Raw genomic sequence first — 23,409 nt, forward strand, 5'->3', positions numbered from 1 at the left:
GAACCTAGGCGTCGACGGCCGCGTCGAGGGCGTTGGCCTGGATGAACTCGCGGCGCGGCTCGACCACGTCGCCCATCAGCTTGGCGAACAGGTCCGACGCGTCTTCCTGATGTTCGACCTGCACCTTCAGCAGGGTGCGGGCGTTGACGTCCAGCGTCGTCTCCCACAGCTGTTCGGGGTTCATTTCGCCCAGACCCTTGTAGCGCTGGATGGCGATGCCCTTCTTGCCGGCCTCCAGAACCGCTTCCAGCAGGTCGAGCGGGCCGCGAATGGTCACCGACCTGTCCTTGCGGCGGAAGATGGCGGGCCTGTCGAACAGGCCCTCGAACGCGGCGGAGCGCTCGGCCAGACGGCGGGCGTCCAGCGAGCGGATCAGCGCCTCTTCCAGCACGATGCGTTCGGTGACGGCGCGGCGCACGCGCTCGAAAGCCACGGCCCCCTGGGCCCCCGGCGCGCCGGTCCACGGACCATCGCCTTCCTCGGCGTAGAGGTTGAACCGCCCGGCGGCCTTTGTCGGATCGGCAGGATCTTCATCGAACAATCCGGCGAGGGCCGCCTGTTCGATGGCAAAGGTCGGCGCACGCTGGCTCAGGCGATCGACACCGGCCTTGAAGGCCTTGGCCTCGCGCACCAACGCCTGCAGGTCCATGCCCGTCCGGCGCTCGCCGGTCGGCAGGTCCAGCTCGGCCTCGGAGGACCCTTCCTCGATCAGGTAGGAGTCCATCTCGGACTGGTCCTTGAGGTAGCGGGACTGTTTGCCCTTGGAGACTTTGTAGAGCGGCGGCTGGGCGATGTAGACGTGGCCGCGCTCGATCAGCTCGGGCATCTGGCGATAGAAGAAGGTCAGCAGCAGGGTCCGGATGTGGGCGCCGTCGACGTCGGCGTCGGCCATCAGGATGATCTTGTGATAGCGCAGCTTGTCGGCGTTGAAGTCGTCGCGACCGATGCCGGTCCCCAGCGCCAGGATCAGGGTGCCGATCAGCTCCGACGACAGCATGCGGTCGAAGCGGGCGCGCTCGACGTTCAGGATCTTGCCGCGCAGGGGCAGGACGGCCTGGTTCTCGCGATTGCGGGCCTGTTTGGCCGAGCCGCCGGCGGAATCGCCCTCGACGATGAACAGTTCGGACTTGGCCGGATCGCGTTCCTGACAGTCGGCCAGCTTTCCGGGCAGGGAGCTGATTTCCATGGCCGATTTGCGCCGGGTCAGGTCGCGGGCCTTGCGCGCGGCCTCGCGGGCGGCGGCGGCCTCGATGATCTTGGCGACGACCATCTTCGCCTCGACCGGATGCTCCTCGAACCAGGTCGAGAGCCCTTCCGAGCACAGGCCCTCGACGGCGGGGCGCACCTCGGACGAGACCAGCTTGTCCTTGGTCTGTGACGAGAATTTCGGGTCCGGCACCTTGACCGACAGGACGCAGGTCAGGCCCTCGCGGGCGTCCTCGCCCGAGACCGAAACCTTCTCCTTCTTGGCGGCACCGGCGGCGTCGATATAGCCGCCCATGACGCGGGTCAGGCTGGCGCGGAAGGCCGAGAGGTGGGTGCCTCCATCCCGCTGGGGGATGTTGTTGGTGAAGCACAGCATGGTCTCGTGGTAGCTGTCGTTCCACCACAGAGCGAGATCGATCTCGATCCCCTCCTTCTTGCCGCGGATGACGATGACGTCCTTGAGGATGGGCGTCTTGGACTTGTCGAGGTGACGTACGAAGGCCTCGACGCCGCCCTCGTAGTGCAGGATTTCCTCGAATTTCTCGACGCCGCGGTGGTCCTGCAGCTTGATGACCACGCCCGAGTTCAGGAAGGCCAGCTCGCGCAGGCGATGCTCCAGCGTCTTCAGATCGAAGTCGATGTGGGCGAAGGTGGTGACCGAGGGGTAGAAGGTCACTTCGGTGCCGCTGAGGACGTTGCCGTTCTCGCGCAGGGGCGCATCACCCGTGACCTTCAGGCTTTCGACCGTGTCGCCGCGCGCGAACATCATCTCGTGACGCTTGCCGTTGCGGTAGATGACCAGCTTCAACCAGTCGCTGAGGGCGTTGACGACCGAGACGCCCACGCCGTGCAGGCCGCCCGAGACCTTGTAGGAATTCTGGTCGAACTTACCGCCGGCGTGCAGCTGGGTCATGATGACCTCGGCCGCCGAGACGCCTTCGCCCTCGTGGATGTCGGTGGGGATGCCGCGACCGTTGTCGGTGACGGTGACCGAGCCGTCGGCGTTGAGGATGACCTGGACCAGGTCGGCATGGCCGGCCAGGGCCTCGTCGATGGCGTTGTCGACCACCTCATAGACCATGTGGTGCAGGCCCGAGCCGTCGTCGGTGTCGCCGATATACATGCCGGGCCGTTTGCGGACCGCGTCGAGACCCTTGAGGACCTTGATGGAATCGGCGCCGTAGGCGGCCTCTTCGGCGGTGTCTTCGTTGCGCCCAAGATCGGCGGATGGCGGGGTTTGATCGGTCATATATTCGGTCGGTGAAACGCCCTGTCGCAGGGCCTGTGAAAGCGGCAGTCCAGCCGCCTTGAACGGACGGTTTTCAGGACGCGAATCCGATCCGCGCCGATGCTGTCAGCATATAGGGATTCAGGCCGGAATTGCGAGGAAAAGCGGCGCTGCGCGTGGCTCCGTGCAGCCTTCGGCACCGCGCTGTTTTCCCCGGATCGGCCTCACCCTTGCGGGCTCGTTGTCCCGGGATGACGAGGTCATGCGGTCTCGCCCCGCCGCGCAGGCGCGACAGGTCGAGCGGGAGGCCTGGCGGAGCGCCCGGGCCTTCGCCCGGAGAAGAGATTTGAATACCGTTTCGGCGAAAGACAGACGCTCCGCGCGGCTGGTTTTCGACGCGCCGGGGCCGTCGCCTGTTGTTGGCAGGTGACCCGGTCCGCGCGCCGCGGGCAGGGACGGCGACGACCGTCTCTTGGACCGGACGGGGGTTGTTCCCCGTCCCTTGACCTAGGGGCGTTGCAGCCTCCGGGCCTCCGCATCCGGATCGCTCCGTCACGGCCCGCTCCCTCCGCTCCCGCCGCCGCTTCGGTTCGCCGGCCGAGCGAGCCTCCCTGCGACGGGACGGGGAGGAGTGTGGCACGGGGCGTCGATGCGGCTGGGAGATGACGCTGGTTGTCGGACTATTGCATTTGAAAACGGCAGGTTAGTGGGGCGAAATCGTCTGGCTGGCGGTGAATCTCCAGCATTCGCAACACGACCCTTCTCCCCTTGCGGGAGAAGGTGGCAGCCGAAGGCTGACGGATGAGGGGTCTCACGAGCAGCGGGGGTCATCGACGGTCGTGGACCGATCATCGGAGAGACGGCCGTGACCCCTCATCCGACCTCGCTGCGCTCGGCCACCTTCTCCCGCAAGGGGAGAAGGGAAGCGAAGGGCTTCACTTCCGGGCTCTAGTCCTCGAGAGCGAACCCGCCGCCTTCCACGCGCACGAACTGCGCCCGGCCGCGCAGGGGTTCGAACAGTTCGGCCTCGGTGCCGGTCATGAAGGCCTGCAGGCCGAGGGCCTCGATCTCGTCGAACAGGGCGGCGCGGCGGGCCGTGTCGAGGTGGGCGGGGGCCTCGTCGAGCAACAGGACCGGCGGAGCCTGCTGACCGGATAGCCGCGTGATCTGGGCGAGGATCAGGTTGAGCACCAGGGCCTTCTGTTCGCCCGAGGAGCCCTCGGCGGCGGGGCGGTTTTTCTCGCGGTGCAGGGCGGTCAGGTCGGAGCGGTGCGGGCCGTAGAGCGAGCGACCGGCGGCGGCGTCGCGGCCACGCGAGCGGGCCATGCCGTCGCGGATGACGGCGGCGATGGCGGCCGCGTCGGCACCCGATGCGGCGAGCGTTTCCGCCTCGCCGGTCAGGCCGAGATCGGCCTGGGGGAAGGGGCGATCGGAACGGGCGTCGATGGCGGCCTGGAGGGTGGTCAGGGCCGCGGCGCGGGCATGGGCGGCGGCGGCCCCCGCCTCGCCCAGCCGGATCTCCAGCGCATCGAGCCAAAGGGGATCGGCGGCGCGGCCCTCGGCCCCCTCGGTCAGCAACCGCAGCCGCTCCCGCAGGGCCTTCTCATAGGCCGAGACCGAGGCGGCGTGGGACGGGTCGGCGGCGAAGACCAGCCGGTCGAAGAAGCGTAAGCGAGCGGCGCGGGCGTCAGAGAACAGCCGGTCCTGTTCGGGCGTGGCCCAGACGGGGCGCAGATGGTCCAGCAGCCGGCCGGGCTGGGCGGTCTCGCCGTCGATGCGGACGATGCGGCGGGCGGCGCCGGCGGACTGGACACCGGTGCCCAGTTTGGTCTCGCCCTCGCCGTCGGTCAGGACGGCGGCGACGGCCCAGGCGCGGCCGGTCGCCTCGCCCGGTTCGCGCCGGCCCATCTCGGGGGCCGTGGCCCCGCGCAGCCCCTTGCCGGGGGTGAACAGGCTGAGCGCCTCCAGCAGATTGGTCTTGCCCGCCCCGTTCGGCCCGTGAAGCACCACCGCCCCCGCACCGATGGGCAGGGTCGCGCTCGCATAGGAGCGGAAGTCGGTGAGGGTGAGGGCGGTGATCAAGGGGTGCGAAAAAATCCGTTCATCCCGGCGAAAGCCGGGACCCAGTTCTTTCGCAGGAACTCGGGCGGTTCAGAAGAGCGTTTCGAACAGGTCGTTCCAGCCCGGATTGGTCCGCTCGATCAGTTCCAGCTTCCAGGCGCGTTTCCATTCCTTGATCTGACGCTCGCGACGGAAGGCGGCGTCGCGGGTGTCATGCCATTCGTACCAGACGAGAAGAGTCACGCCGTGCCTGGTTGCGAACCCCCGGCGAACCTGGTCGCGATGCTCGGCCGTGCGTCTGGCCAGGTCGTCGGTTGAGCCGGTGTACAGCGTCCCGTTTCGACGGCTGGCGACGATGTCCGTGAAGAACGCCAACCGGAACCTCCGTACGCAACGAAAGCACTGGGTCCCGGCTTTCGCCGGGATGAGCGGAACAGGGTGTTGCTACACCCGCAGCGGCATCAGCACGTATTGCACGCCCGGATCGCCCGGATCGAGGACGAGCGTGGGCGAGGCCGGGTCAGCGAATTTGAAGTGGGCGGTTTCGCCGGTGATCTGGCCGGCGACGTCGAGCAGGTAGCGGGCGTTGAAGCCGATCTCGAAGGGCTCTTCGGAATAGCCGATCTCGACCTCCTCGACCCCCTGCCCGGCCTCCATGTTGCGCACCGTGAGGGTGACGCGGTCCAGCTCGAAGGCCAGTTTCACCGAGCGGCTCTTCTCGGCCGAGATGGTGGCGACGCGGTCGACGGCCTGGGCGAACAGGGTGTTGTCGATGTCGGCCTGTTTGTCGTTCCCCTTGGGGATGACCCGCATATAGTCGGGGAAGGCCCCGTCGATGACCTTGGACGTCAGGCTGGCCTGGCCGAATTCGAAGCGGATTTTCTGCGGGCTGACCATGACCTCGACCGGGCCGGAGCCATCGTCGAGCAGGCGGCGGACCTGGTCGATGGTCTTGCGCGGGACGATGACGCCGGGACCGCCGGCGGCACCCTCGGGAGCCGGGGTCTCAGCCAGGGCCAGGCGGTGACCGTCGGTGGCGACGGCGCGCAGCAGGGGAATGCCGTTCTCGGCGACGGTGTGCAGGTACAGGCCGTTCAGATAGTAGCGCGTCTCCTCGGTCGAGACGGCGAACCGGGTCTTGTCGATCAGCCGGGCGAGGTCTTCCTTGGGCATGGTGAAGCGGGTGCCCGAGGTGTCGGTCGACATGACCGGGAAGTCGCCGGCCGGCAGGACCGGCAGGTTGAATTTCGAGCGCCCGGCCTGGACCACCAGACGGGGGTCGTCGCCGTTGTAGGATAGCGACACCTCGGCCCCGTCGGGCAGTTTGCGCACGATCTCGTACAGGGTGTGGGCCGGGGCGGTGATCTGGCCCTCGACATTCACCTGGGCCTCGGCCTCGTCGACCATCTCCATGTCCAGATCGGTGGCGGCGAAGGCCAGCTTGTCGCGACCGGCCGACAGCAGGACGTTGGACAGGATCGGAATGGTGTTGCGGCGCTCGACGACGCTCTGCACGTGGCCGAGGGCCTTGAGGAGCGCGGATCGTTCGATGGTCAGTTGCATGTGGTCTCGCCCGGGGTGCGGCGACTCAAAGCGTCACCGCGACATAGAGGGCCTTGGACACTAGCGGATTGGCGGCGGGGGGCAAGGAAGGGGGTAGGGCTTAGGGCTTAGGTCTTGGGAAGAGCCAGCAGGCGCATGGGGATAACCGTGCGTATCAGCCCCGTTTCCCCAAGCCCCAAGCCCTATTCCCTAACCCCGCAGCTTGCGCGTCAGCGTCTCGACGTCCCGGGCAATCTGGTCGTCGAGGCCCATCAGTTCCTCGATCTTGCGCACGCCGTGCAGGACCGTGGTGTGATCCCGGCCGCCGAAGCGGCGACCGATGTCGGGATAGGACCGTGTCGTGTGCTGTTTGCACAGCCACATGGCGATCTGGCGCGGCCGGGCCACGGCGCGGGTGCGCCGCTCGGACAGCAGGTCGGCCTGTTTGAGGCTGAAGTGGTCGGCGACGGTCTTCTGGATCTCGTCGACGGTGATGCGGCGCTCGGGGCCTCCGCGCAGGGCCGAGCCGAGCAGGGCCTGGGTCTCGTCGACGCTCAGCGACGACAGGCGGGCCCCGGCGACGGCGGCCAAGGTGTTCACGGCCCCTTCCAGCTCGCGCATCGAGCCCGGCGTGCGGTCGACAAGGTGTTCCAGCACCTCGGCCTGGGCCTCGCCCGAGACGACGCCGAGGTTGGCCAGCGCCTGGATGCGGTTGCGGGCCACGGCCAGTTTCAGGGCGCGGTCGGCGGGCTCGACCGGGCAGGTCAGGCCCGAGGCCAGGTGGCTGCGCAGACGTGGCTCGACCTCGGTCAGGGCCATCGGCGGTCGATCGGCCGAGATGACGATCTTCTTGCCGTCCTCGATCAGGGCGGTCAGCGTCGACAGCAGTTCTTCCTGGGTGCCGGTCTTGCCGCCGACGAACTGGACGTCGTCGATCAGCAGCATGTCGGCGCTGCGCAGACTGTCCTTGAAGGCCGCCATGGTGCGATCCTGGGTGGCGCGCACAAAGGTCGACAGGAAGCGTTCGGCGGTCAGATACACCACCCGGGCATCCGGCCGCAGGCGCTGGGCCTCCCAGGCGATGGCATTGAGCAGGTGGGTCTTGCCGTAGCCATAGGGGCCGCAGAAGAAGATCGGGTTGAAATGGCCGTCGGCCCAGGCCGCGGCCTGACGGGCGATGGCCAGGGCGAAGGCATTGCCCTGCCCCTCGACGAAACTGTCGAAGGTCAGCCGCTCCTGCAGGCCGGCGGCGCGCACGGCGCGGGCCCCGTCGGCGACGGGCGGCACGGTGGCCATGGGCATCGGATAAGACTGGGCGTGCGACTGGGCGTGGGAATGGGGCGAGACCAGCGGCAGGACATTGGCACCCTCGGCGCGGCCGGCGGCGACCTGCGAGGCCGAAGGGGTCGAGCCCATTTCGGCGCGGCAGCGCACGTCGAGACGACGCGACAGGCCGTCCAGGCCCAGCCACAGCTCATTCATGCGACGCAGGGCGTTCTTGCGCACCCAGTCACGGGCATAGGCGGTCGGGGTGACCAGGATCAGCTGGCCCGAACCGTCGGCGCGCACGGCCGACGGTGCGATATAGGAGCTGAACGGCCCCTCGCCGATTTCCGTGCGAAGACGGCCCGCCGCCTCGGTCCAGATGTGATCCGGATCCGTCATCCCCGCCATCCCCGCGCTCCCCGTAACCATAACACCCGCCGTTCGAAACCATCACCGCGTCGCCCTTCTCAAGACGGCCTGCACGAGGGACGACTTCTCCTGTCCCGCGAGGCGAGGTGCCGCGCGGGTGGGGTCGAACTCTTGAACAGGCGTCTCACGCCGACCCGAAAACAGGTTCCGTGCCGTCTTCATCCGTGTGGGGATGGAAGTGCGTCAGCGCCCCAAACTTACGCCCGGCGGGGGGTGCGTCAACGCTGATTCGCGAGTCGAATCGCACTTAAAATTGTTGACTCCGCTAAAGCCAAACACCGTCAACGAAAATGTCTGTTTCGCCACAGAGGCGAGTGCCAATTCCTGCGGTGAAGCTTAGACGCAGACATGCAAGCGGCGAGGAAGCGTTAGCTTCCTCGCCGCTGATATCGTTAAAATTTACTATGACAGGCCTGTGAAAGGCCGTCAGAACGCCGCTGTGTCAGGCAGCGGACATTTTCTTCAGCTGGGCGGCCAGACGACCGACTTTCCGCGAACCCGTGTTCTTGTGAACCACGCCCTTGGAGACGGCGCGCATCAGCTCGGATTGAGCCTCGACGAACGCGGTCTTCGCGGCACCGGCGTCGCCGCCCATGACGGCTTCCTGGAACTTGCGCAGGAAGGTGCGGACACGCGTGCGGCGCGCCTTGTTCACTTCGGTGCGGGCCGCGATCTTGCGGATCGCTTTCTTGGCGCCGGCATTGTTGGCCATCAGTCAAACCTTACGAACGGAAACGCCGCGGAGCACGGTCCACGGCGGGGAAATCTTCAAGAGCGGGCGGCTATAGCGGAAAGGGGTTGGGGGGTCAACGAGAGTCCGCAGCCGTTGGAAAGTTCACCACGGTGATGACCGCAAAGTCCGTCACGATGACCACGGGACGGTCGTCGGAGCCGTAACCCACCCATGACGCATAGTGGCCATCGCCCCAGCCGGTCGAGAACATCGCCGCGCCTCCCGGCCCCAGGGATTCGACCAGGGCGAAGCCATAGGGGATGCCGAGAGGCCCGGCCGCCGCCTCGCCCCGCGCCTGCCAGTCGTCGACCAGCGCCCCGTACCGTTCGGTGTCCGACGCCGGGTATTCGGTCGCCAGCCAGGCCGGGACGGCGGCGTCGACGAAGGCACCGGTGCCCGAGTCGACCCCGTAGCCGAAGATGTCATCGCCCCTCAGCGTGGTCGGGTCCTGTTCGTCGGTGACCGCCAGCGCCCAGCGGACTGCGGGCGCGTCGGAGAGCAGCAGGCGGGCCAGGGCCACGCGCTGACCGCTCTCACCCGCGTCGGCCACCGCCAGGTCGACCGGATAGCGCCCCGGGCGCACGGTCAGGGCCAGGGGCATGTCGCGCGTGGACATCAGGAAGGGATCGACCAGCAGCACGCGGCCACTCGCGATCCCCACCTCGCCGAGACGGATGACGCGGACGGGGTAGCGCGCCTCATCGGCCTCACCGACAAAGCCGGGCTGGAAGGCCCCGGTCAGGACCTCGGAGCGCGGCGTGATCTGGCCCTGGGCCGCCGGAGCGATCGCCGAGAGGACGCCGACGGCGGCGAGAATCCTGCGGAACATCGGCTATTTCCCCGTGAACACCGGCTTCCGCTTTTCGACGAAGGCCGCCATGCCTTCCTTCTGGTCCTCAAAGGCGAACAGGCTGTGGAACAGGCGGCGTTCGAACTGGACGCCCTGGGTCAGGGTGGTCTCGAGGGCGGCGTTGACCATCTCCTTGTTGGCCATGACGGCCAGCGGGCTCTGGGCGGCGATCCGGGCGGCGATCTTGCGGACCTCGTCCAGCAGGGTGTCGTGCGGCACGATGCGGGAGGCGAGGCCGGCGCGTTCGGCCTCGGCGGCGTCCATCATGCGGGCGGTCAGGACCATGTCCATCGCTTTTGATTTGCCGACCAGACGGGTCAGGCGCTGGGAGCCGCCGATGCCGGGGGCGACGCCGAGGTTGATCTCGGGCTGGCCGAATTTCGCCTTGTCGCTGGCCACGATGAAGTCGCACAGCATGGCCAGTTCGCAGCCGCCGCCGAGGGCGAAACCGTTGACGGCGGCGATGATCGGCTTGCGGAAACGGGTGATGCGGTCGTGGCCGAGGGCGAAGAAATTGCCCGCATACATCTGGGCATAGGTCTGGTCCTGCATCTCCTTGATGTCAGCACCGGCGGCGAAGGCCTTGTCGCCCGAGCCGGTCAGGATGAGGCAGCGGACGCTGTCATCGTGCTCAACCGCGTCGAGGAAGTCCGACAGATCCTTGAACAGCGCCGAGTTGAGGGCGTTCAGCGCCTCGGGGCGGTTCAGGGTGACCACCGCATAGCCGTCGGCGTGGCGTTCGATCAGCAGTGTGGAGAAGGTGTCGGCCATGGGGCGGGCTCCCGAGGGGTGGCTGGTGGCTGGTCGCTAGTGGCTAGTGGCTAGTGAGCGGTGCGTCCAGATTTGCGCCCGGAATTATGGCGCGGAGCCAGGACGTGATCACCGGGCACCAGCCACTAGCCACCAGCCACTCAACTTATCGCCTCGGCAGCAGCGCCAGCGTCAACCCGGCGCGGAGAAGCTCGGCGATCACCACCATGGCCAGCAGGGCGTTGGCGGCGATGACCTGACCGCGCGCGCCGGACAGGTCCAGACTCCAGCCGAACAGCGAGGCGAAGGCGAGCCCGGCGGCGGCGGTCAGGGCCAGGACGATCAGCAGCATCAGGGCCACATGGCTGGCCTTCAGGGCCGCCTGCAGGGTGGGACCTTCGTCCAGCGTCCGGGCGCGACGGCGGAACAGCCAGGCGATGAGGCTGGTCGCCACGGTCTCGGCGACGACGATCACCGCCAGGGCCCCGAGAAACCACAGCGCCAGACCGCCGGTCTCGCCGCGGCGCATCTGCTGCAGGAAATGTGCGAAATAGGCGCCCCAGACGCCGAGGCTGACGACGAGGCTGATCCAGAGGTGGGTATGGCGATGGGTCATGCGCCGCTTCCTACGCCGTCAGCCCGACCATGTCCGCCAGCTTGAGGACGGTGTTCCAGTTTCGGCCGGTACCGAGGCCGATCAATCGCGGCTGGGCCCTGGCGGCCATCTTCGACGAGCCGATGCCCTCGGGATGCCAGAAGAACAGGGCACCCGCGGCCGCCTCGACCCGCTCTTCGCCGACAGCGAAACCGCGGACGGCCTCGAGACCGCCCGGCTTGATCCCGTCCTTCATGACCATGACCAGAAGCCGGCTGCCGTCGACGGAGGTCGCCTCCGGGAAGGGATTGGCGGCGATGAGAGCGGCCCATTGCGCGGGGGAGCGGACAATCGTTTCGATGCGGCGACCGAAGCGGCGTTCGGTTTCAGCCTCGACGGCGGCTTCCAGCTCCACAGGATCGCGATCGCTTTCGACGACCAGATTGCCGCTCGCCAGCAGGGTGAGCGGGTTCCGCAGTCCCCTGGCCTCCGCCATGGCGCGTTGCTCGCCGACCCGGGCGCGGACGCCGCCGGTGTTCATGCCGCGGAAGAGGATGATGCGATGGGTCATGGAGGAGGGATTAGGGATTAGGGATTAGGGAGTAGGGCATGTCGACAAGGTGATCGAGGTTCCTGAACTGGCCAACCTGCGCGGTGCGCGGTCTGCAGCCTTCCTCCCTAATCCCTAATCCCTAATCCCTGGTCCCTCATCGCTTCTGACAGGCCGGACACCAGAAGGTCGAGCGGCCGCCCTGGACGGTGCGTCGGATCACGCCGGAACATCCGCCGGCAAGACAGGGCTGGCCCTCGCGGCCATAGACGTCGAACCGGTGCTGGAAATAGCCCTGGCCGCCGTCAGCGTTGGCGAAATCCTTGAGCGTCGAGCCGCCGGCGAGGATGGCCTCGTTGAGGACGTCGCGGACCACGGCGGCGAGGGTTTCGAGGCGCGGCTTCGAGATCTTGCCGGCGGCGACCAGCGGCGAGATGCGGGCGCGGAACAGGGCCTCGCAGACATAGATGTTGCCCAGGCCGGCGACGTTGCGCTGGTCCAGCAGGCTGACCTTGATGTTCTGTTTCCGGCCCGCAAAGGCCTCGGCCAGATGGGCCCCCGAAAAGCCGTTGCCGAGCGGTTCGGGGCCGAGGGCGGCAAACCACGGATGGGCCGCGACCCCGTCGGTGGGGATCAGCCCCATGAAACCGAACCGGCGGGCGTCGGCGAAGCCCAGCCGGGTGGTGATCCCGCCCTTCACGGCAGACAGGCTGACGTGCTCATGCTTGCCGACGATCGGCGCGGCCTGCTCGAACTCGCCCAGCGGGTCGCCGTCCAAGGTGAAGCGGCCGGTCATGCCCAGATGGCTGACCCAGGTCTCGCCGGTCGACAACGGCATCAACAGGTATTTGGCACGGCGGTCGATGCGCTCGACCGTCGCCCCCTCCAGCCGCGCGACAAAGCGATCGGGAAAGGGAAAGCGCAGGTCGGGCCGGTTCTGGCGCACGCTCGCCAGACGCGCGCCGGTCAGGACGGGCTCAAGGCCGCGACGGACGGTTTCGACCTCGGGAAGTTCGGGCATTTTTTGAGGGACTAGGGATTAGGGATTGAGGGCGAGGGAGGTGACTGGGCGCAGGTGGGGGCAGGTAAGGCCGTTCCCTAGTCCCTAACCCCTAATCCCTCACTCAGCCTTGTAAGGCGTGTGACAGGCCTGACAGCTGGCGCGGACGACGGTCCACTGGGCCGCGAAGGCAGCGGCGTCGTCGCCGGCAGCCAGTTCAGCCAGGCGGTCAGCGGCGGCGGCATAGTCCGCGGCCCTGGCCTCGAAGCCGGCACGGTCGCTCCAGATCTCGGGTTTGGCATGGGTCGGAACGCCGGCTTCGGCCCCGCTTCCGGCCGGGAACAGGCCCGGGACGGCGCGGGCCCAGCGCGCCAGGGCGCGGCTGTTGAAACGCTGGGTCGATGGGGCCTGCTGGGCGTCGATCGAGGCCTTGATGGCCCCCATCGCCACGCTCGAGAGCATCATCCCGGCCTGGCGGCCCTGGACGATCCCCGCCGCACCCTCGCCCTGGGCATTGGCGGCACCGCCGACACACATCAGGCCCAGCACCGCCGCCGTGATCCACTTCCGCATGGTCGCCTCTCTCTTTCCGGTGAAGCTCCGCCCGGATGATCGGTCTGTCAATGCGCGCCGGAACCGGCTGGCGGGGGTCTGCAGGGTCTTCGATCGCCCCGGCTCCATCCGTCGCCACTGGTCACCGGCCGCGTTTCCGGCTTAGGTCCGGCCAAAGAGGGAGAGGAACCCCATGACCGACACACCCGCGAGCCCGCCCGTCAGCGGCGGCAAGCGTATCGAACTGACGCTGCGCGCCCTCGTTCTGGGCTGCCTCCTGGCGGTGATCTTCACCGCCGCGAACACCTATCTGGGACTGAAGGTCGGGCTGACCTTCGCCTCGGCCATCCCGGCGGCGGTCATCTCCATGGCCATCCTGCGGCTGTTCAAGGATTCGACCATCTGGGAAAACATGACGGTGCAGACGGTCGCGTCGGTGGGCGGGGCCATGAGCTCCATCATCTTCGTCCTGCCGGGCCTGGTCATGGTCGGCTGGTGGCTGGAGTTCCCGTTCTGGGAGTCGGTGCTGATCTGCGTCTTCGGCGGCATACTGGGGGTGACCTTCTCCATTCCCTTGCGCCGCGCGCTCGTGGTCGACGCCGGCCTGCCCTATCCCGAGGGCGTCGCCGCGGCCGAGGTTCTGACCGTCGGCTCGCGCGGAGCCGAACAGACCGAGAGCGCGGTGCGCGAGAATGCATCGGGCCTGTGGGTCGTGATCTGGGGCTCCATCGTTTCCGCCGGCTACGCCTTGCTGGTCGCCGGACGCGTGTTCGCCGGCGAGGCGGCAAGGTTCATCAAACTGCCCGCGTCGCTGGGCGGCGGGGCCACGGGCCTCGGCTTCGGCATGCAGTTCGCCCTGCTGGGCGCCGGCCATCTGATCGGCCTCAGCGTGGGTCTGGCCCAACTGTTCGGCCTGATCCTGGCCTGGGGGATCGCCGTGCCGGTCCTGACCTCGCCCGAGACCATCGCCTGGCTGACCGCCCACGGCATCCCCTCCATCGCGACGACCCTGCCCGCGGGCGTGGACGCAGAAGAACTGGCCAGCACCGTCTGGCGGCGCGAGGTCCGGTTCATGGGGGCCGGCGTCATCGGCGTCGCGGCCATCTGGACCCTGATCAAGCTGTCCGGCCCGCTGATCGGCGGCCTGACCTCGGCCCTGGCCGCCAACCGCCGCCGGCAGAGCGGCGAGGTGCTGGACCGCACCGAGCAGGACATTCCGATCAATATCGTCGCCGGCCTGTCGGTCGCCTGCCTGATCGGCATCGGCTTCATCCTGGCCTGGTTCGCCCAGGGCAATCCGACACTCGCCAGTTCGACCCCCCTGCTGGTCGGCGGCGGCCTGATCTATGTGGTGCTCATCGGCTTCGCCGTGGCGGCTATCTGCGGCTATATGGCCGGACTGATCGGCTCGTCGAACAGCCCGGTGTCGGGCGTGGGCATCCTCGCCGTCGTCATCGCCTCGGTGCTGATGCTGGGCGTGCTGGCGCTGGCCGGCCTGCCCGCCGATCCGTCGGTCGTGGCCTTCGCCCTGATCGTGACGGCGATTGTCTTCGCCGTGGCGGTGATCGCCAACGACAACCTGCAGGACCTCAAGACCGGCCAGCTGGTGCAGGCCACGCCGTGGCGGCAGCAGACGGCCCTGATCGTCGGGGTCTTCGCCGGTGCCCTCGTCATCCCGCTGATCCTGAACCTGCTGAACAAGGCCTTCGGCTTCGAGGGCGGGCCGGCCGGCATCGCCGACGAGCCGCTGGCGGCACCGCAGGCGACGCTGATCTCGGCCCTCGCCAGAGGGGTGATCGGCGGTGATCTGCGCTGGGACCTGATCGGCCTCGGCGCGGTGATCGGCGTGGTCATCATCGTGCTGGATGCGGTGCTGAACGGTGCCACCAAGGGCAAGATGAAGCTGCCGCCGCTGGCTGTGGGCATCGGCTTCTACCTGCCGGCCGCCGTGACCACGATGCTGGTGGTCGGGGCGATCTGTGGCTGGGTCTATGACAAGGCGATCAAGACCACCCGGTTCGCCGATGTCGGCCGCCGCATGGGCGTGCTGCTGGCCTCGGGCCTGATCGTCGGCGAGAGCCTGTTCCTGGTCATGACGGCCGGCGTGATCGTGTCGACCGGCAATGACGCGCCGTTCGCCATGCTGCCCGAGGGCTCGACCTGGCCGGCCATGCTGGCGGGGATCGCGGCCTTCGTGGTGCTGACGCTGATGCTCTACAGCTGGGTACGGAACCGATCGGCGAAGGTCTGACCGCCCTCACCCTGCCCTTTTCCTGAGGGATAGGGGCTGCGTTAAGCCAGTGCGTGTTCGACACGCACTGGCGTTTCCGCGTGTGTCCCTGTAAGAGGCGCGCGCTCCCCGCACCGTCGCCAAAATCCAGCGGTCCGCTCTCGTCCGGCCGCCTTGCACGTCTGATAGTCAAATGAATCTGCGCAACGTCGCCATTATCGCCCACGTCGACCACGGCAAGACCACGCTGGTGGACCAGCTTCTGGCCCAGTCGGGCGTGTTCCGAGCCAATGAGGCCCAGTCCGAGCGGGCGATGGACTCCAACGACCAGGAAAAAGAACGCGGCATCACCATCCTGGCCAAATGCACCTCGGTGCTCTGGCACGGCGAGACCGGCGACACCCGGATCAACATCATCGACACCCCGGGCCACGCCGACTTCGGCGGCGAGGTCGAGCGCATCCTGGGCATGGTCGACGGCTGCGTCCTGCTGGTCGACGCCGAAGAGGGCGTCATGCCCCAGACCAAATTCGTGCTGACCAAGGCGCTGAAGATGGGCCTGAAGCCGATCCTCTGCATCAACAAGGTCGATCGGCCCCACGCCGATCCGGACAAGGTTCACAACGCCGCCTTCGACCTGTTCGCCGCCATCGGCGCGACGGACGAGCAGCTGGACTTCCCCCACATCTACGCCTCGGGCCGGTCCGGCTGGGCGACGATGGATCTGAACCAGCCCAGCGACAATCTGAACGCGTTGTTTGAGCTGATCGTCAAACACGTGCCCGAGCCCAAGGTCGTCGAGAACAAGGACAAGCCGTTCCAGATCCTGAACGTGCTGATCGAGAGCGATCCCTTCCTCGGCCGCCTGCTGACCGGCCGTATCGAAAGCGGCAAGGCCGTCCCGGGCATGTCGATCAAGGCCCTGTCGCGCGACGGCAAGACCATCGAACAGGGCCGGATCACCAAGGTTCTGGCCTTCCGCGGCCTGAAGCGCCAGCCGGTGGACGAGGCCGAGGCGGGCGACATCGTCGCCATCGCCGGCATGTCCAAGGCCACGGTGGCCGACACCCTGTGCGCCCTGGAAGTCACCGAGGCCCTGCCGGCCCAGCCCATCGATCCGCCCACCATCTCCATGACCGTCTCGGTCAACGACAGCCCGCTGGCCGGTCGCGAAGGCGACAAGGTCCAGTCGCGGGTCATCCGCGACCGCCTGCTGAAAGAGGCCGAGGCCAACGTCGCCATCCGCGTCACCGAGACCGGCGGCAAGGACGCCTTCGAGGTGGCCGGCCGCGGCGAACTGCAGCTGGGCGTGCTGATCGAGAACATGCGCCGCGAAGGCTTCGAGCTGTCGATCTCGCGTCCCCGCGTGGTCTATCAGACCGGCGAGAACGGCGAGCGGATGGAGCCGATCGAGGACGTCGTCATCGACGTCGACGATGAATACACCGGCGTGGTCATCGAGAAGCTGTCGGCCCGCAAGGCCGAGCTGAAGGACATGGGCCCGTCGGGTGCCGGCAAGACGCGTCTGACGCTGAAGTCACCGTCGCGTTCGCTGATCGGCTACCAGGGCGAGTTCCTGACCGACACGCGCGGTTCGGGCGTGCTGAACCGCGTGTTCAGCCACTATGAGCCGCACAAGGGTGCCATCGAGGGCCGCCTGAAGGGCGTGCTGGTCTCGAACGGCGACGGCGAGACCGCCGCCTTCGCCCTGTGGAACCTCGAGGACCGCGGCATCATGTTCGTGGGCGGCGGCGAGAAGACCTACCAGGGCATGATCATCGGCGAGAACGCCCGTTGGGACGACCTGGACGTCAATCCGATGAAGGCCAAGGCGCTGAACAACATCCGCGCCTCGGGCAAGGATGAGGCCGTGCGCCTGACCCCGCCGCGCCGTCCGTCGCTGGAACAGGCCATCGCCTATATCGAGGAAGACGAACTGGTCGAGGTCACGCCCAAGTCGATCCGCCTGCGCAAGGCCGTGCTGAACCCCTCCTTCCGCAAGAAGCGCGTCCGCGAGGACGTCTAGCCGCCGTCCGCGAGGACCGGAATTCCAGAGGGGCGGGCCGGTTGGTCCGCCCCTTTTCCGTTGAGCCCCGGCATGGCGGGCCATCCGCCGCTGGTCAGCCGGGCGACGTCCAGCAGCGCCAGGGCCGCCCATCCTGCCCCAACCATGGCCCGGTCAGACCCGGAATCGGCCAATCAGGGCAAGCCAGAGGTCATTTCGGGGCGGTCGAAACAAAGCGTCATCGGCCGTGTTAGCCAATCGGTGCGAGCGCCTCCCCGCTCGTTTTGACAAGGCAGACATCATGCGAAAGACAGCGCTTCTTACCGGCGTCGCCGGCCTGTTCCTCATGACCGCTCCCGCGTTCGCCCAGGACGCGATGGCCCCGCAAACCCCGCCGGTCGCCGCGACCGCGGAAGCCCCGACCGCCGCGCCGGCGACCCAGAACCTGACGCTTCAGCCCGGCTCCGACGTCAAGGGTGCCGACGGTGCGGTGCTGGGCAGGCTCGAAGGGGCCCGCAACACAGAGAGCGGCCAGGAACTGACCGTTCGTGGCACCGACGGCGCGCTGCGCGGCATTCCGGTCTCAGGCGGCGTGCGCCAGGACGGTGCCGGTGTGGCCGTGGGCTGGACCAGCGCCCAGTTTTCCGCAGCTGCGGCGATCGAGGCGGACGCCACCCCGGCCTCGGAAACTGCGGCCCCGGCTGAAGAATCGGCAGTGCGGTCTGAGGCGACCATGCCGACCGAGCCCGGCTCGACTGAAGCCACGCCCGTGACCCCGGCTCCCGACGCCGAAAAAACCCCGGACAAGCCCAACGCCTGAGGCGTTGTCGCGGCATAGAAAAAGGGCGGCTCCGCGCGGAGCCGCCCTTTGTCGTTTCAGATAGCGACGCGTTTAGCCGCGACGCTTGACCAGACCCACCAGAAACAGCAGCAGGCAGGCACCGAGGAAGGCCACCAGCAGCGTAACCAGGTTGAATCCGCCGACGGGAATGTTCAGCAGGCTGCCGGCGATGAAACCGCCCAGCAGGGCGCCGACGACGCCGACGATCAGGTTCGTCAGCAGGCCGTGACTGCGGCCCATGACCTTTTCAGCCAGCCAGCCGGCGACGATGCCGATGACGATCCAGCCAATGATACCTAGGCCCATGTGTAATCTCCTTCCAAGCTGATTGCTCTGTCGCCTTAATGCGCGTGAACCGTAACGGTTGCCGGAGGTCCCGCAGAACACGGCTCACCGACATTCTCCCGTCACGCGAGCGCGGCACGGTGTTTGCCGCGTCGATGGTGCGCCGTCCCGCTTCGGGACAGCCTGCCAAAAGGGGAAATGGGCCATGGCCACCGATATCGACCTGCACTTGGGCCGCCGCCTGCGCCGTCGCCGGCGCCTGCTCGGTCTGACGCAACAACAGCTGGCCAATCAGGTCGGCATCCGCTTCCAGCAGATCCAGAAATACGAATGCGGTGCGAACCGAATCTCGGCCGCCCGTCTGTGGCAGCTGTCCGAGGCGCTGGAATCGCCGGTCAGCTATTTCTATGACGGGCTGGAAGAAGCCATCGAGCGCCGCGAGGTCGCCAACCAGGGCGGCGAGATGTTTTCCCGCAAGGAAACGCTCGACCTGATCCAGGCCTATTACCAGCTCGACGAAAAACCGCGCCGGCGCCTGCTGGACCTGGCCAAGTCGCTGCACGTCGAGGCCGACGCGGCCTGAATCATCCGGTGACATGACGGCGGGGCGTGGGTATTCCGCCTGTCATGACCGAGTTTGAACTGTTCGCCGTCGAGCTGGCCCATGAGGCCGCGCGGGTGTCACTGCCCTATTTCCGGGGCGACTATGCGCAGTCCGACAAGGGCGGCCCGGGCGCGTTCGACCCCGTCACCCAGGCCGATCAGGAGGCCGAGGCCGCGCTTCGCCGGCTGATCGCGGCCCGCTATCCCGACCACGGCGTGATCGGCGAAGAGTATGGCGAGGACCGGCCTGACGCAGAGCACGTCTGGATTCTCGATCCGATCGACGGCACCCGGGCCTTCATCGCCGGCCTGCCCGTCTGGACCAATCTGATCGCCCTCAGCACCGAAGGCCGGCCCTCCGTCGGCGTGATCGGCCAGCCCTATCTGGATGAAATCTTCGTCGGGGGGCCGTCGGGGGCGCGACTGCTGCGCGGCGACGCGGAAACGACGCTGTCGGTGCGGTCCTGCCCGCGCCTGAACGACGCCCTGATCGCCACGACCGATCCCGACCTCTTCACCGGCGCGGAGCTCGGTGCCTGGACCCAGGTCCGGGCCGCCGCCCGTCTGGCCCGGCTGGGTTGCGACGGCTACGCCTACGCCATGCTGGCGGCCGGGCGGATCGATCTGGTTGCCGAAAGCGGCCTGAAGCTCTGGGACTGGTCGGCCCTGGTTCCGGTCATCGAGGCGGCCGGCGGCGCGGTCAGCAACTGGCGCGGCGAGACGCCGGACGGAACCGGCCAGATCCTCGCCGTCGGCGACATCGGCATCCGCGAACAGGCCCTGGTGACGCTGAGGCGCGCGGCGCTCTAGCCGACGAAGGGCAGGCGCGGCCCGTCCGCGGCGACCGAGGGCCAGGCCCGCATGGCCATGGTGGCGACGCGCAGCAATTTCTCCCGGTCGGCGCCGTCGCGCGCGAGGGTCGACATACCCTGGATAACCGCGGTGACGTGTCCGGCCAGGGCTTCGGCGTCCGTATCCCCGGCCAGCTCGCCGGCTTCCATGCCCGTGATGATCCGGGCCTTCAGCGCGGCCTCGACACCGTTCCGGATGTCCGACAATTCCTGCTGCACATCCGCCGCAGAGGCCGAGCCGCTGATCGCAGAGGTGGCCAGCATGCAGCCGGCGGGCGTGTCCTGCCCGGTGAAGGCGTCCACGGCACCGGCCAGGAGGGCCCATGCGGACTCGCGCGCGGTGGCCCCGCCTTCGATGATGGCCCAAGGCGACGAGGGCCCGGAGAGATAGAGCGACACGGCCTCGAGGAACAACCGCTTCTTGTCGCCAAAGGCGGCATAGATGCTGGGCGGCGTCACACCCATGGCGGCGGTCAGATCACTCAGCGACGTGGTTTCGTAGCCGTGCCGCCAGAACATCAGCATGGCCGTGTGGAGCACGGCGTCGCGATCAAACGACAGGGGCCGGCCAGACCGGCGGGGACGCTGTTCCGCGAGAACTTCCATAGCGATCAGTATGAAATGATTGACCCGGACACACAAGGTCGGATATTGATTTCATAGCATTCACTAGGAAATCGTATGCCCCTCTCCGACTATCGCACGCTGGGCCGGTCGGGTCTGGCCGTGAGCCCACTTTGCCTCGGCACCATGACCTTCGGCACGGCCCGGTGGGGCATGGACGGGGAGGCCTCACGCGCCGTGTTCGACGCGTATGTCGAGGCGGGCGGCAATTTCATCGATACCGCGGATGTCTATTCCGGTGGGCGCAGTGAGGAGATGATCGGCAGCTTCATGGCCGGGCGCAACCTGCGCCAACGCCTGGTGCTGGCCACCAAATCAGGCTTTGCCACCGGCGAGGCTGCCTTGTCCGGAGGCAACGGTGCCGTGCATGTGAACGCGTCGCTGGAGGGGTCGATGCGGCGGCTCGGTACGGACTATGTCGATCTGTACTGGATCCACGTCTGGGACGGCGTCACTCCGGCTGAGGAACTGCTGGAGACGATGACCCAGCTGATCCGCAGCGGCCGGGTGCGGTACTGGGGGATGTCGAACGCGCCGGCCTGGTACATCGCGAAACTGGCGACGCTGGCGGCCGTCAGAGGGCAGCCCGGACCGATCGCCCTGCAATTCTTCTATTCGCTGGTGAACCGCGACATCGAGGACGAACACCTGCCTCTGGCGGCGGCGTTCGGCATGGGCGTGCTGCCGTGGAGCCCGCTGGCCTACGGACTTCTGGCGGGCAGGTACGACCGGGCGACCGTCGAGGCATCGGCTCCGCGGGCCGGCGGCCTGCCCCGCGACGCGGCGGCGACCGGCGCGGCCCGTCCGGCAGACGACAAGCGACTGGACGGCAGCAATCCGTTTGGCGACAGCCTGTTTACCGACCGGAACTGGACCATCGTCGACACGCTGCGCCAGATCGCGAAAGAGGCCGGGGAAAGCCCGGCCCGGATCGCACTGGCCTGGGTCAACGGGCGACCGGGAGTCACATCGACGCTGATGAGCGTGAGCCGGGTTGAACAGGTGGCGGACAATGTCGCGTCCCTGAAGGTCGTTCTGTCACCGGCCCATCGCGCGGCCCTCGACGCCGTCAGCGCGGTTGAGCCCCGCTTGATCTACAGCCTGTCGCGACCGGGCATGCGGCGTCAGGTCGTATTCGGCGGCGGGTCCGTGCGCGGGTGGGCCGACTGACGTCAGGCGACAGCGGTGCTGTCCGTCCGGTCACCCGGCAACGGAGACAGGTCCTCAATGGGCGAGACATAGGCGGCCATGGCGTCGAACTCTTTGAGGAAAACACCGCGCAGTGCGTCGGTTTCCATGATGATTTCGTGCTTGGCACCCGCGACCTCGACGTAGCGCCCACGGCCCAGCCGTTTGGCGGCCCATTTGCTGGTCTGTTTCCAGACACGGTCGTCCTCGCTCGACTGAACGATGGCGACAGGAATCTGCACCGCCTTCAGGGCCTTGGGCTTGAGCGCGCGTTCACCGGCGTCAAGGCCCACGGCCAGCCAGCCCCAGGTCGGGCCACCGACGGCCAGGTGGGGGCAAGCGAACAGCTGTTGCCGCCACTGCTCGTAACGGCTTTCGTCCGTCGTCAGGGCGTCCTTTTCGAAGGTGTGGTCGAACGGATCATCGGCGTCGTCCAGCACATAGTCGCCCGCCTTGCCGTGCCGCAGGTTCCAGCGGACGGCCAGTTTGACCGACCACATCGACCGTTTGCCGGTCTTGATACGCAACATGGGACTGGTCAGGACCGCGCCGGAAAACCGGCTTTCGCCGCCCTCCAGCGTCATCAGATTGAGAACCCCGCCCATCGAATGGCCGACCATGACCCACGGCTTGGGCGCGCGGGCCTCCCAGGTGTCGAGCAGGCGGGCATAGTCATCGAGAAATTCCTCGACCGCGCGGGCGTGGCCCTTGAGGCGATCCGGCAGCAGACGGGCGGACAGGCCCTGACCGCGCCAGTCGTGAGCCAGAACGCACCAGCCGCGGGCGAGGAAATTGCCGATGACCTCGAAATATTTCTCGATCGGCTCGGTACGGCCCGGGCTGACGATGACCGTGCCGCGCGGCTTCTTCGCGACCAGCGTGGACGGGGTCCAGAAGGCGGCGCGCAGGCGCAGGCCTCCGGCCCCCCGGAACCATTCGCCCGTCCCGCCCGGGGGGGCCGAGGCACCCGGAACCCCCATCAGGGGCGCGTTGGCGGCATAGGCTGCGGCTCGGTTCACTCTGGCTTCCTGAATCTCAAGGTCATGCGGTCACTCTCTCCGATCCGGTCATACTTCGACCGGTCGAAGGCCGGGTTCGGCGCCGAGCCGCGCTCGGCGGTCAAGGACATCGGCGGCAGGGTCTCGACCCCGAACGGATGATCCTTCGTATCCCTTTCATTCGCGTTGATTTCCGAAGCGGCGACGAAGGCGAAGCCCGCTTCTGCCGCGAGCTGTTTCACGAACGCTTCCTGGACGTATCCGTTCGCCGCGGCGGGGTCCTGATCTTCCTCGGGACCGAGGCGGTGCTGTTCGACGCCCAGGATTCCGCCCGGACGCAGCGCGGCCCATGCGTCGGCGAAGGCCTTTTCCGCGATACCGGCGGCCATCCACGCCTGGATGTTGCGCATGAACAGGGCCATGTCCGCCGTGCCCGGTGCCGTGACGGGGCCCGAGGTCGGACCGAAGGCGCTGAGCTCGATCTCGCCGTACAGTCGTTTGTCGGTCGTGAACCGCTGCTGGAAGGCGGCCATAAGGGCGACCTGCGACGGGTCAGCCCCCGGGCCGGTCTGGAACCCGGCGGCGACGTATTTGCCCGCACCCTCGGCCAGATAGGGGGCGAGGATTTCGGTATACCAGCCGCTGCCGGGCCAGAACTCAACCACCGTCATGCGCGGCTGCAGGCCGAAGAAGCGCAGGGTTTCCATCGGATGGCGGGCCGCGTCGCGCGCCTTGTCCTGGGCGCGCCAGGGACCGGCGACCGCCCATTCCAGGGTCCCCTTGGGGGGACCGTCGGGTGTGGGAGGCGGTTCGGCGGTCTTTTCCTTGCGGCCGCAGGCTGCGAGACCGCCGACAGCGACGCAGGCGACACCGGAAAGCAGATTCCGGCGCGACAGCGACCCTCGACGGCTTTCTCTGAATTCAGCCATTCGCGCTCCCCGCAGGCCGGCCCTGTCCGATCAGAAGCCGCCCCGGCCCGCAGGCCTTAACCGTGTTCCCCGACCCCGTCAAAACGGTTCGCG

At 67.7% G+C, this 23,409-nt stretch carries 22 protein-coding genes; 6 read left to right on the plus strand and 16 right to left on the minus strand.

The window, feature by feature from the left end; all coding sequences use genetic code 11:
- Positions 1 to 4 precede the first annotated feature (4 nt).
- The 12 genes from gyrB to ACP7AS_RS01700 all read right to left on the minus strand — a co-directional run bounded on the left by gyrB (position 5) and on the right by ACP7AS_RS01700 (position 12,783).
- The gene (gene gyrB, locus ACP7AS_RS01645; RefSeq protein ID WP_426027083.1) at positions 5 to 2,455 is read right to left on the minus strand and encodes a DNA topoisomerase (ATP-hydrolyzing) subunit B; all 2,451 of its coding nucleotides are present in this window, start codon (positions 2,453 to 2,455) and stop codon (positions 5 to 7) included.
- A 927-nt stretch (positions 2,456 to 3,382) separates the two neighbouring features.
- The gene (recF, locus tag ACP7AS_RS01650; protein WP_426027084.1) at positions 3,383 to 4,516 is read right to left on the minus strand and encodes a DNA replication/repair protein RecF; all 1,134 of its coding nucleotides are present in this window, start codon (positions 4,514 to 4,516) and stop codon (positions 3,383 to 3,385) included.
- A gap of 69 nt (positions 4,517 to 4,585) precedes the next feature.
- Positions 4,586 to 4,870 carry a GIY-YIG nuclease family protein gene (locus tag ACP7AS_RS01655; protein WP_426027085.1) on the minus strand — a complete coding sequence of 95 codons (285 nt, stop codon included), beginning with the start codon at positions 4,868 to 4,870 and terminating at the stop codon, positions 4,586 to 4,588.
- A 69-nt stretch (positions 4,871 to 4,939) separates the two neighbouring features.
- The gene (gene dnaN / locus ACP7AS_RS01660; RefSeq protein WP_426027086.1) at positions 4,940 to 6,058 is read right to left on the minus strand and encodes a DNA polymerase III subunit beta; all 1,119 of its coding nucleotides are present in this window, start codon (positions 6,056 to 6,058) and stop codon (positions 4,940 to 4,942) included.
- Positions 6,059 to 6,247: 189 nt separating this feature from the next.
- The gene (gene dnaA / locus ACP7AS_RS01665; RefSeq protein ID WP_426027087.1) at positions 6,248 to 7,732 is read right to left on the minus strand and encodes a chromosomal replication initiator protein DnaA; all 1,485 of its coding nucleotides are present in this window, start codon (positions 7,730 to 7,732) and stop codon (positions 6,248 to 6,250) included.
- 442 nt (positions 7,733 to 8,174) lie between these two features.
- A complete protein-coding gene (gene rpsT, locus ACP7AS_RS01670; protein WP_300469773.1) occupies positions 8,175 to 8,444 on the minus strand; it encodes a 30S ribosomal protein S20 in 270 nt (89 codons plus the stop codon).
- Positions 8,445 to 8,538: 94 nt separating this feature from the next.
- Positions 8,539 to 9,294, minus strand: a complete 756-nt coding sequence (locus tag ACP7AS_RS01675; protein ID WP_426027088.1) for a DUF4241 domain-containing protein — start codon at positions 9,292 to 9,294, stop codon at positions 8,539 to 8,541.
- A gap of 3 nt (positions 9,295 to 9,297) precedes the next feature.
- A complete protein-coding gene (locus ACP7AS_RS01680) occupies positions 9,298 to 10,086 on the minus strand; it encodes an enoyl-CoA hydratase-related protein (RefSeq protein WP_426027089.1) in 789 nt (262 codons plus the stop codon).
- Between the two features lie 145 nt (positions 10,087 to 10,231).
- Positions 10,232 to 10,681, minus strand: coding sequence for a hypothetical protein (locus tag ACP7AS_RS01685; protein WP_426027090.1), 450 nt, complete (start codon positions 10,679 to 10,681; stop codon positions 10,232 to 10,234).
- A 10-nt stretch (positions 10,682 to 10,691) separates the two neighbouring features.
- The gene (locus ACP7AS_RS01690) at positions 10,692 to 11,231 is read right to left on the minus strand and encodes a DUF1697 domain-containing protein (protein WP_426027091.1); all 540 of its coding nucleotides are present in this window, start codon (positions 11,229 to 11,231) and stop codon (positions 10,692 to 10,694) included.
- 136 nt (positions 11,232 to 11,367) lie between these two features.
- Positions 11,368 to 12,231 (minus strand): bifunctional DNA-formamidopyrimidine glycosylase/DNA-(apurinic or apyrimidinic site) lyase, encoded by an 864-nt coding sequence (gene mutM, locus ACP7AS_RS01695; RefSeq protein WP_426027092.1) that lies wholly within the window; start codon positions 12,229 to 12,231, stop codon positions 11,368 to 11,370.
- 99 nt (positions 12,232 to 12,330) lie between these two features.
- The gene (locus tag ACP7AS_RS01700; protein ID WP_426027093.1) at positions 12,331 to 12,783 is read right to left on the minus strand and encodes a cytochrome c; all 453 of its coding nucleotides are present in this window, start codon (positions 12,781 to 12,783) and stop codon (positions 12,331 to 12,333) included.
- Positions 12,784 to 12,955: 172 nt separating this feature from the next.
- On the opposite strand from ACP7AS_RS01700, the gene ACP7AS_RS01705 reads away from it, so the two are divergent.
- From ACP7AS_RS01705 to ACP7AS_RS01715, 3 genes are all read left to right on the plus strand, one after another.
- Positions 12,956 to 15,013: an OPT family oligopeptide transporter gene (locus tag ACP7AS_RS01705; RefSeq protein ID WP_426027094.1), complete on the plus strand. Its 2,058-nt coding sequence runs from the start codon at positions 12,956 to 12,958 to the stop codon at positions 15,011 to 15,013.
- Positions 15,014 to 15,185: 172 nt separating this feature from the next.
- Positions 15,186 to 17,018, plus strand: a complete 1,833-nt coding sequence (typA, locus tag ACP7AS_RS01710) for a translational GTPase TypA (RefSeq protein ID WP_426027095.1) — start codon at positions 15,186 to 15,188, stop codon at positions 17,016 to 17,018.
- A gap of 280 nt (positions 17,019 to 17,298) precedes the next feature.
- Positions 17,299 to 17,817, plus strand: coding sequence for a superoxide dismutase (locus ACP7AS_RS01715; protein WP_426027096.1), 519 nt, complete (start codon positions 17,299 to 17,301; stop codon positions 17,815 to 17,817).
- A gap of 72 nt (positions 17,818 to 17,889) precedes the next feature.
- Here the strand turns inward: ACP7AS_RS01715 and ACP7AS_RS01720 are convergent, their stop codons facing one another.
- The gene (locus ACP7AS_RS01720; protein WP_426027097.1) at positions 17,890 to 18,144 is read right to left on the minus strand and encodes a GlsB/YeaQ/YmgE family stress response membrane protein; all 255 of its coding nucleotides are present in this window, start codon (positions 18,142 to 18,144) and stop codon (positions 17,890 to 17,892) included.
- A 184-nt stretch (positions 18,145 to 18,328) separates the two neighbouring features.
- Here ACP7AS_RS01720 and ACP7AS_RS01725 point away from each other — a divergent pair, with 184 nt between their 5' ends.
- Together ACP7AS_RS01725 and hisN are read left to right on the plus strand one after the other, a co-directional pair.
- The gene (locus tag ACP7AS_RS01725; protein WP_055827004.1) at positions 18,329 to 18,706 is read left to right on the plus strand and encodes a helix-turn-helix domain-containing protein; all 378 of its coding nucleotides are present in this window, start codon (positions 18,329 to 18,331) and stop codon (positions 18,704 to 18,706) included.
- A gap of 44 nt (positions 18,707 to 18,750) precedes the next feature.
- The gene (gene hisN / locus ACP7AS_RS01730) at positions 18,751 to 19,536 is read left to right on the plus strand and encodes a histidinol-phosphatase (protein ID WP_426027491.1); all 786 of its coding nucleotides are present in this window, start codon (positions 18,751 to 18,753) and stop codon (positions 19,534 to 19,536) included.
- Here hisN and ACP7AS_RS01735 read toward each other — a convergent pair.
- On the minus strand, positions 19,533 to 20,183 hold the full coding sequence (locus ACP7AS_RS01735; RefSeq protein WP_426027098.1) for a TetR/AcrR family transcriptional regulator: 651 nt from the start codon (positions 20,181 to 20,183) through the stop codon (positions 19,533 to 19,535). The two genes, hisN and ACP7AS_RS01735, sit on opposite strands and share 4 nt — an antisense overlap.
- A gap of 75 nt (positions 20,184 to 20,258) precedes the next feature.
- On the opposite strand from ACP7AS_RS01735, the gene ACP7AS_RS01740 reads away from it, so the two are divergent.
- Complete coding sequence (locus tag ACP7AS_RS01740) at positions 20,259 to 21,371, plus strand: aldo/keto reductase (RefSeq protein WP_426027099.1); 1,113 nt, start codon at positions 20,259 to 20,261, stop codon at positions 21,369 to 21,371.
- Positions 21,372 to 21,373: 2 nt separating this feature from the next.
- Here the strand turns inward: ACP7AS_RS01740 and ACP7AS_RS01745 are convergent, their stop codons facing one another.
- The gene (locus tag ACP7AS_RS01745; RefSeq protein WP_426027100.1) at positions 21,374 to 22,408 is read right to left on the minus strand and encodes an alpha/beta fold hydrolase; all 1,035 of its coding nucleotides are present in this window, start codon (positions 22,406 to 22,408) and stop codon (positions 21,374 to 21,376) included.
- Positions 22,405 to 23,316 carry a class I SAM-dependent methyltransferase gene (locus ACP7AS_RS01750; protein WP_426027101.1) on the minus strand — a complete coding sequence of 304 codons (912 nt, stop codon included), beginning with the start codon at positions 23,314 to 23,316 and terminating at the stop codon, positions 22,405 to 22,407. The genes ACP7AS_RS01745 and ACP7AS_RS01750 overlap by 4 nt, the downstream gene beginning before the upstream one ends.
- Positions 23,317 to 23,409 lie beyond the last annotated feature (93 nt).

Origin of the sequence: Brevundimonas sp. TWP2-3-4b2 (genome assembly GCF_049897345.1) — a bacterium.
Classification (GTDB): Bacteria; Pseudomonadota; Alphaproteobacteria; order Caulobacterales; family Caulobacteraceae; genus Brevundimonas.

Coding starts and splice junctions, on each gene's coding strand:
- ACP7AS_RS01700 (WP_426027093.1), bottom strand. CDS start 12,783: ATGCGGAAGTGGATCACGGCGGCGGTGCTGGGCCTGATGTGTGTCGGC.
- mutM (WP_426027092.1), bottom strand. CDS start 12,231: ATGCCCGAACTTCCCGAGGTCGAAACCGTCCGTCGCGGCCTTGAGCCC.
- ACP7AS_RS01740 (WP_426027099.1), top strand. CDS start 20,259: ATGCCCCTCTCCGACTATCGCACGCTGGGCCGGTCGGGTCTGGCCGTG.
- dnaA (WP_426027087.1), bottom strand. CDS start 7,732: ATGGTTACGGGGAGCGCGGGGATGGCGGGGATGACGGATCCGGATCAC.
- ACP7AS_RS01735 (WP_426027098.1), bottom strand. CDS start 20,183: ATGGAAGTTCTCGCGGAACAGCGTCCCCGCCGGTCTGGCCGGCCCCTG.
- ACP7AS_RS01705 (WP_426027094.1), top strand. CDS start 12,956: ATGACCGACACACCCGCGAGCCCGCCCGTCAGCGGCGGCAAGCGTATC.
- ACP7AS_RS01680 (WP_426027089.1), bottom strand. CDS start 10,086: ATGGCCGACACCTTCTCCACACTGCTGATCGAACGCCACGCCGACGGC.
- ACP7AS_RS01675 (WP_426027088.1), bottom strand. CDS start 9,294: ATGTTCCGCAGGATTCTCGCCGCCGTCGGCGTCCTCTCGGCGATCGCT.
- ACP7AS_RS01725 (WP_055827004.1), top strand. CDS start 18,329: ATGGCCACCGATATCGACCTGCACTTGGGCCGCCGCCTGCGCCGTCGC.
- ACP7AS_RS01685 (WP_426027090.1), bottom strand. CDS start 10,681: ATGACCCATCGCCATACCCACCTCTGGATCAGCCTCGTCGTCAGCCTC.
- ACP7AS_RS01690 (WP_426027091.1), bottom strand. CDS start 11,231: ATGACCCATCGCATCATCCTCTTCCGCGGCATGAACACCGGCGGCGTC.
- typA (WP_426027095.1), top strand. CDS start 15,186: ATGAATCTGCGCAACGTCGCCATTATCGCCCACGTCGACCACGGCAAG.
- rpsT (WP_300469773.1), bottom strand. CDS start 8,444: ATGGCCAACAATGCCGGCGCCAAGAAAGCGATCCGCAAGATCGCGGCC.
- dnaN (WP_426027086.1), bottom strand. CDS start 6,058: ATGCAACTGACCATCGAACGATCCGCGCTCCTCAAGGCCCTCGGCCAC.
- ACP7AS_RS01720 (WP_426027097.1), bottom strand. CDS start 18,144: ATGGGCCTAGGTATCATTGGCTGGATCGTCATCGGCATCGTCGCCGGC.
- hisN (WP_426027491.1), top strand. CDS start 18,751: ATGACCGAGTTTGAACTGTTCGCCGTCGAGCTGGCCCATGAGGCCGCG.
- ACP7AS_RS01715 (WP_426027096.1), top strand. CDS start 17,299: ATGCGAAAGACAGCGCTTCTTACCGGCGTCGCCGGCCTGTTCCTCATG.
- ACP7AS_RS01750 (WP_426027101.1), bottom strand. CDS start 23,316: ATGGCTGAATTCAGAGAAAGCCGTCGAGGGTCGCTGTCGCGCCGGAAT.
- gyrB (WP_426027083.1), bottom strand. CDS start 2,455: ATGACCGATCAAACCCCGCCATCCGCCGATCTTGGGCGCAACGAAGAC.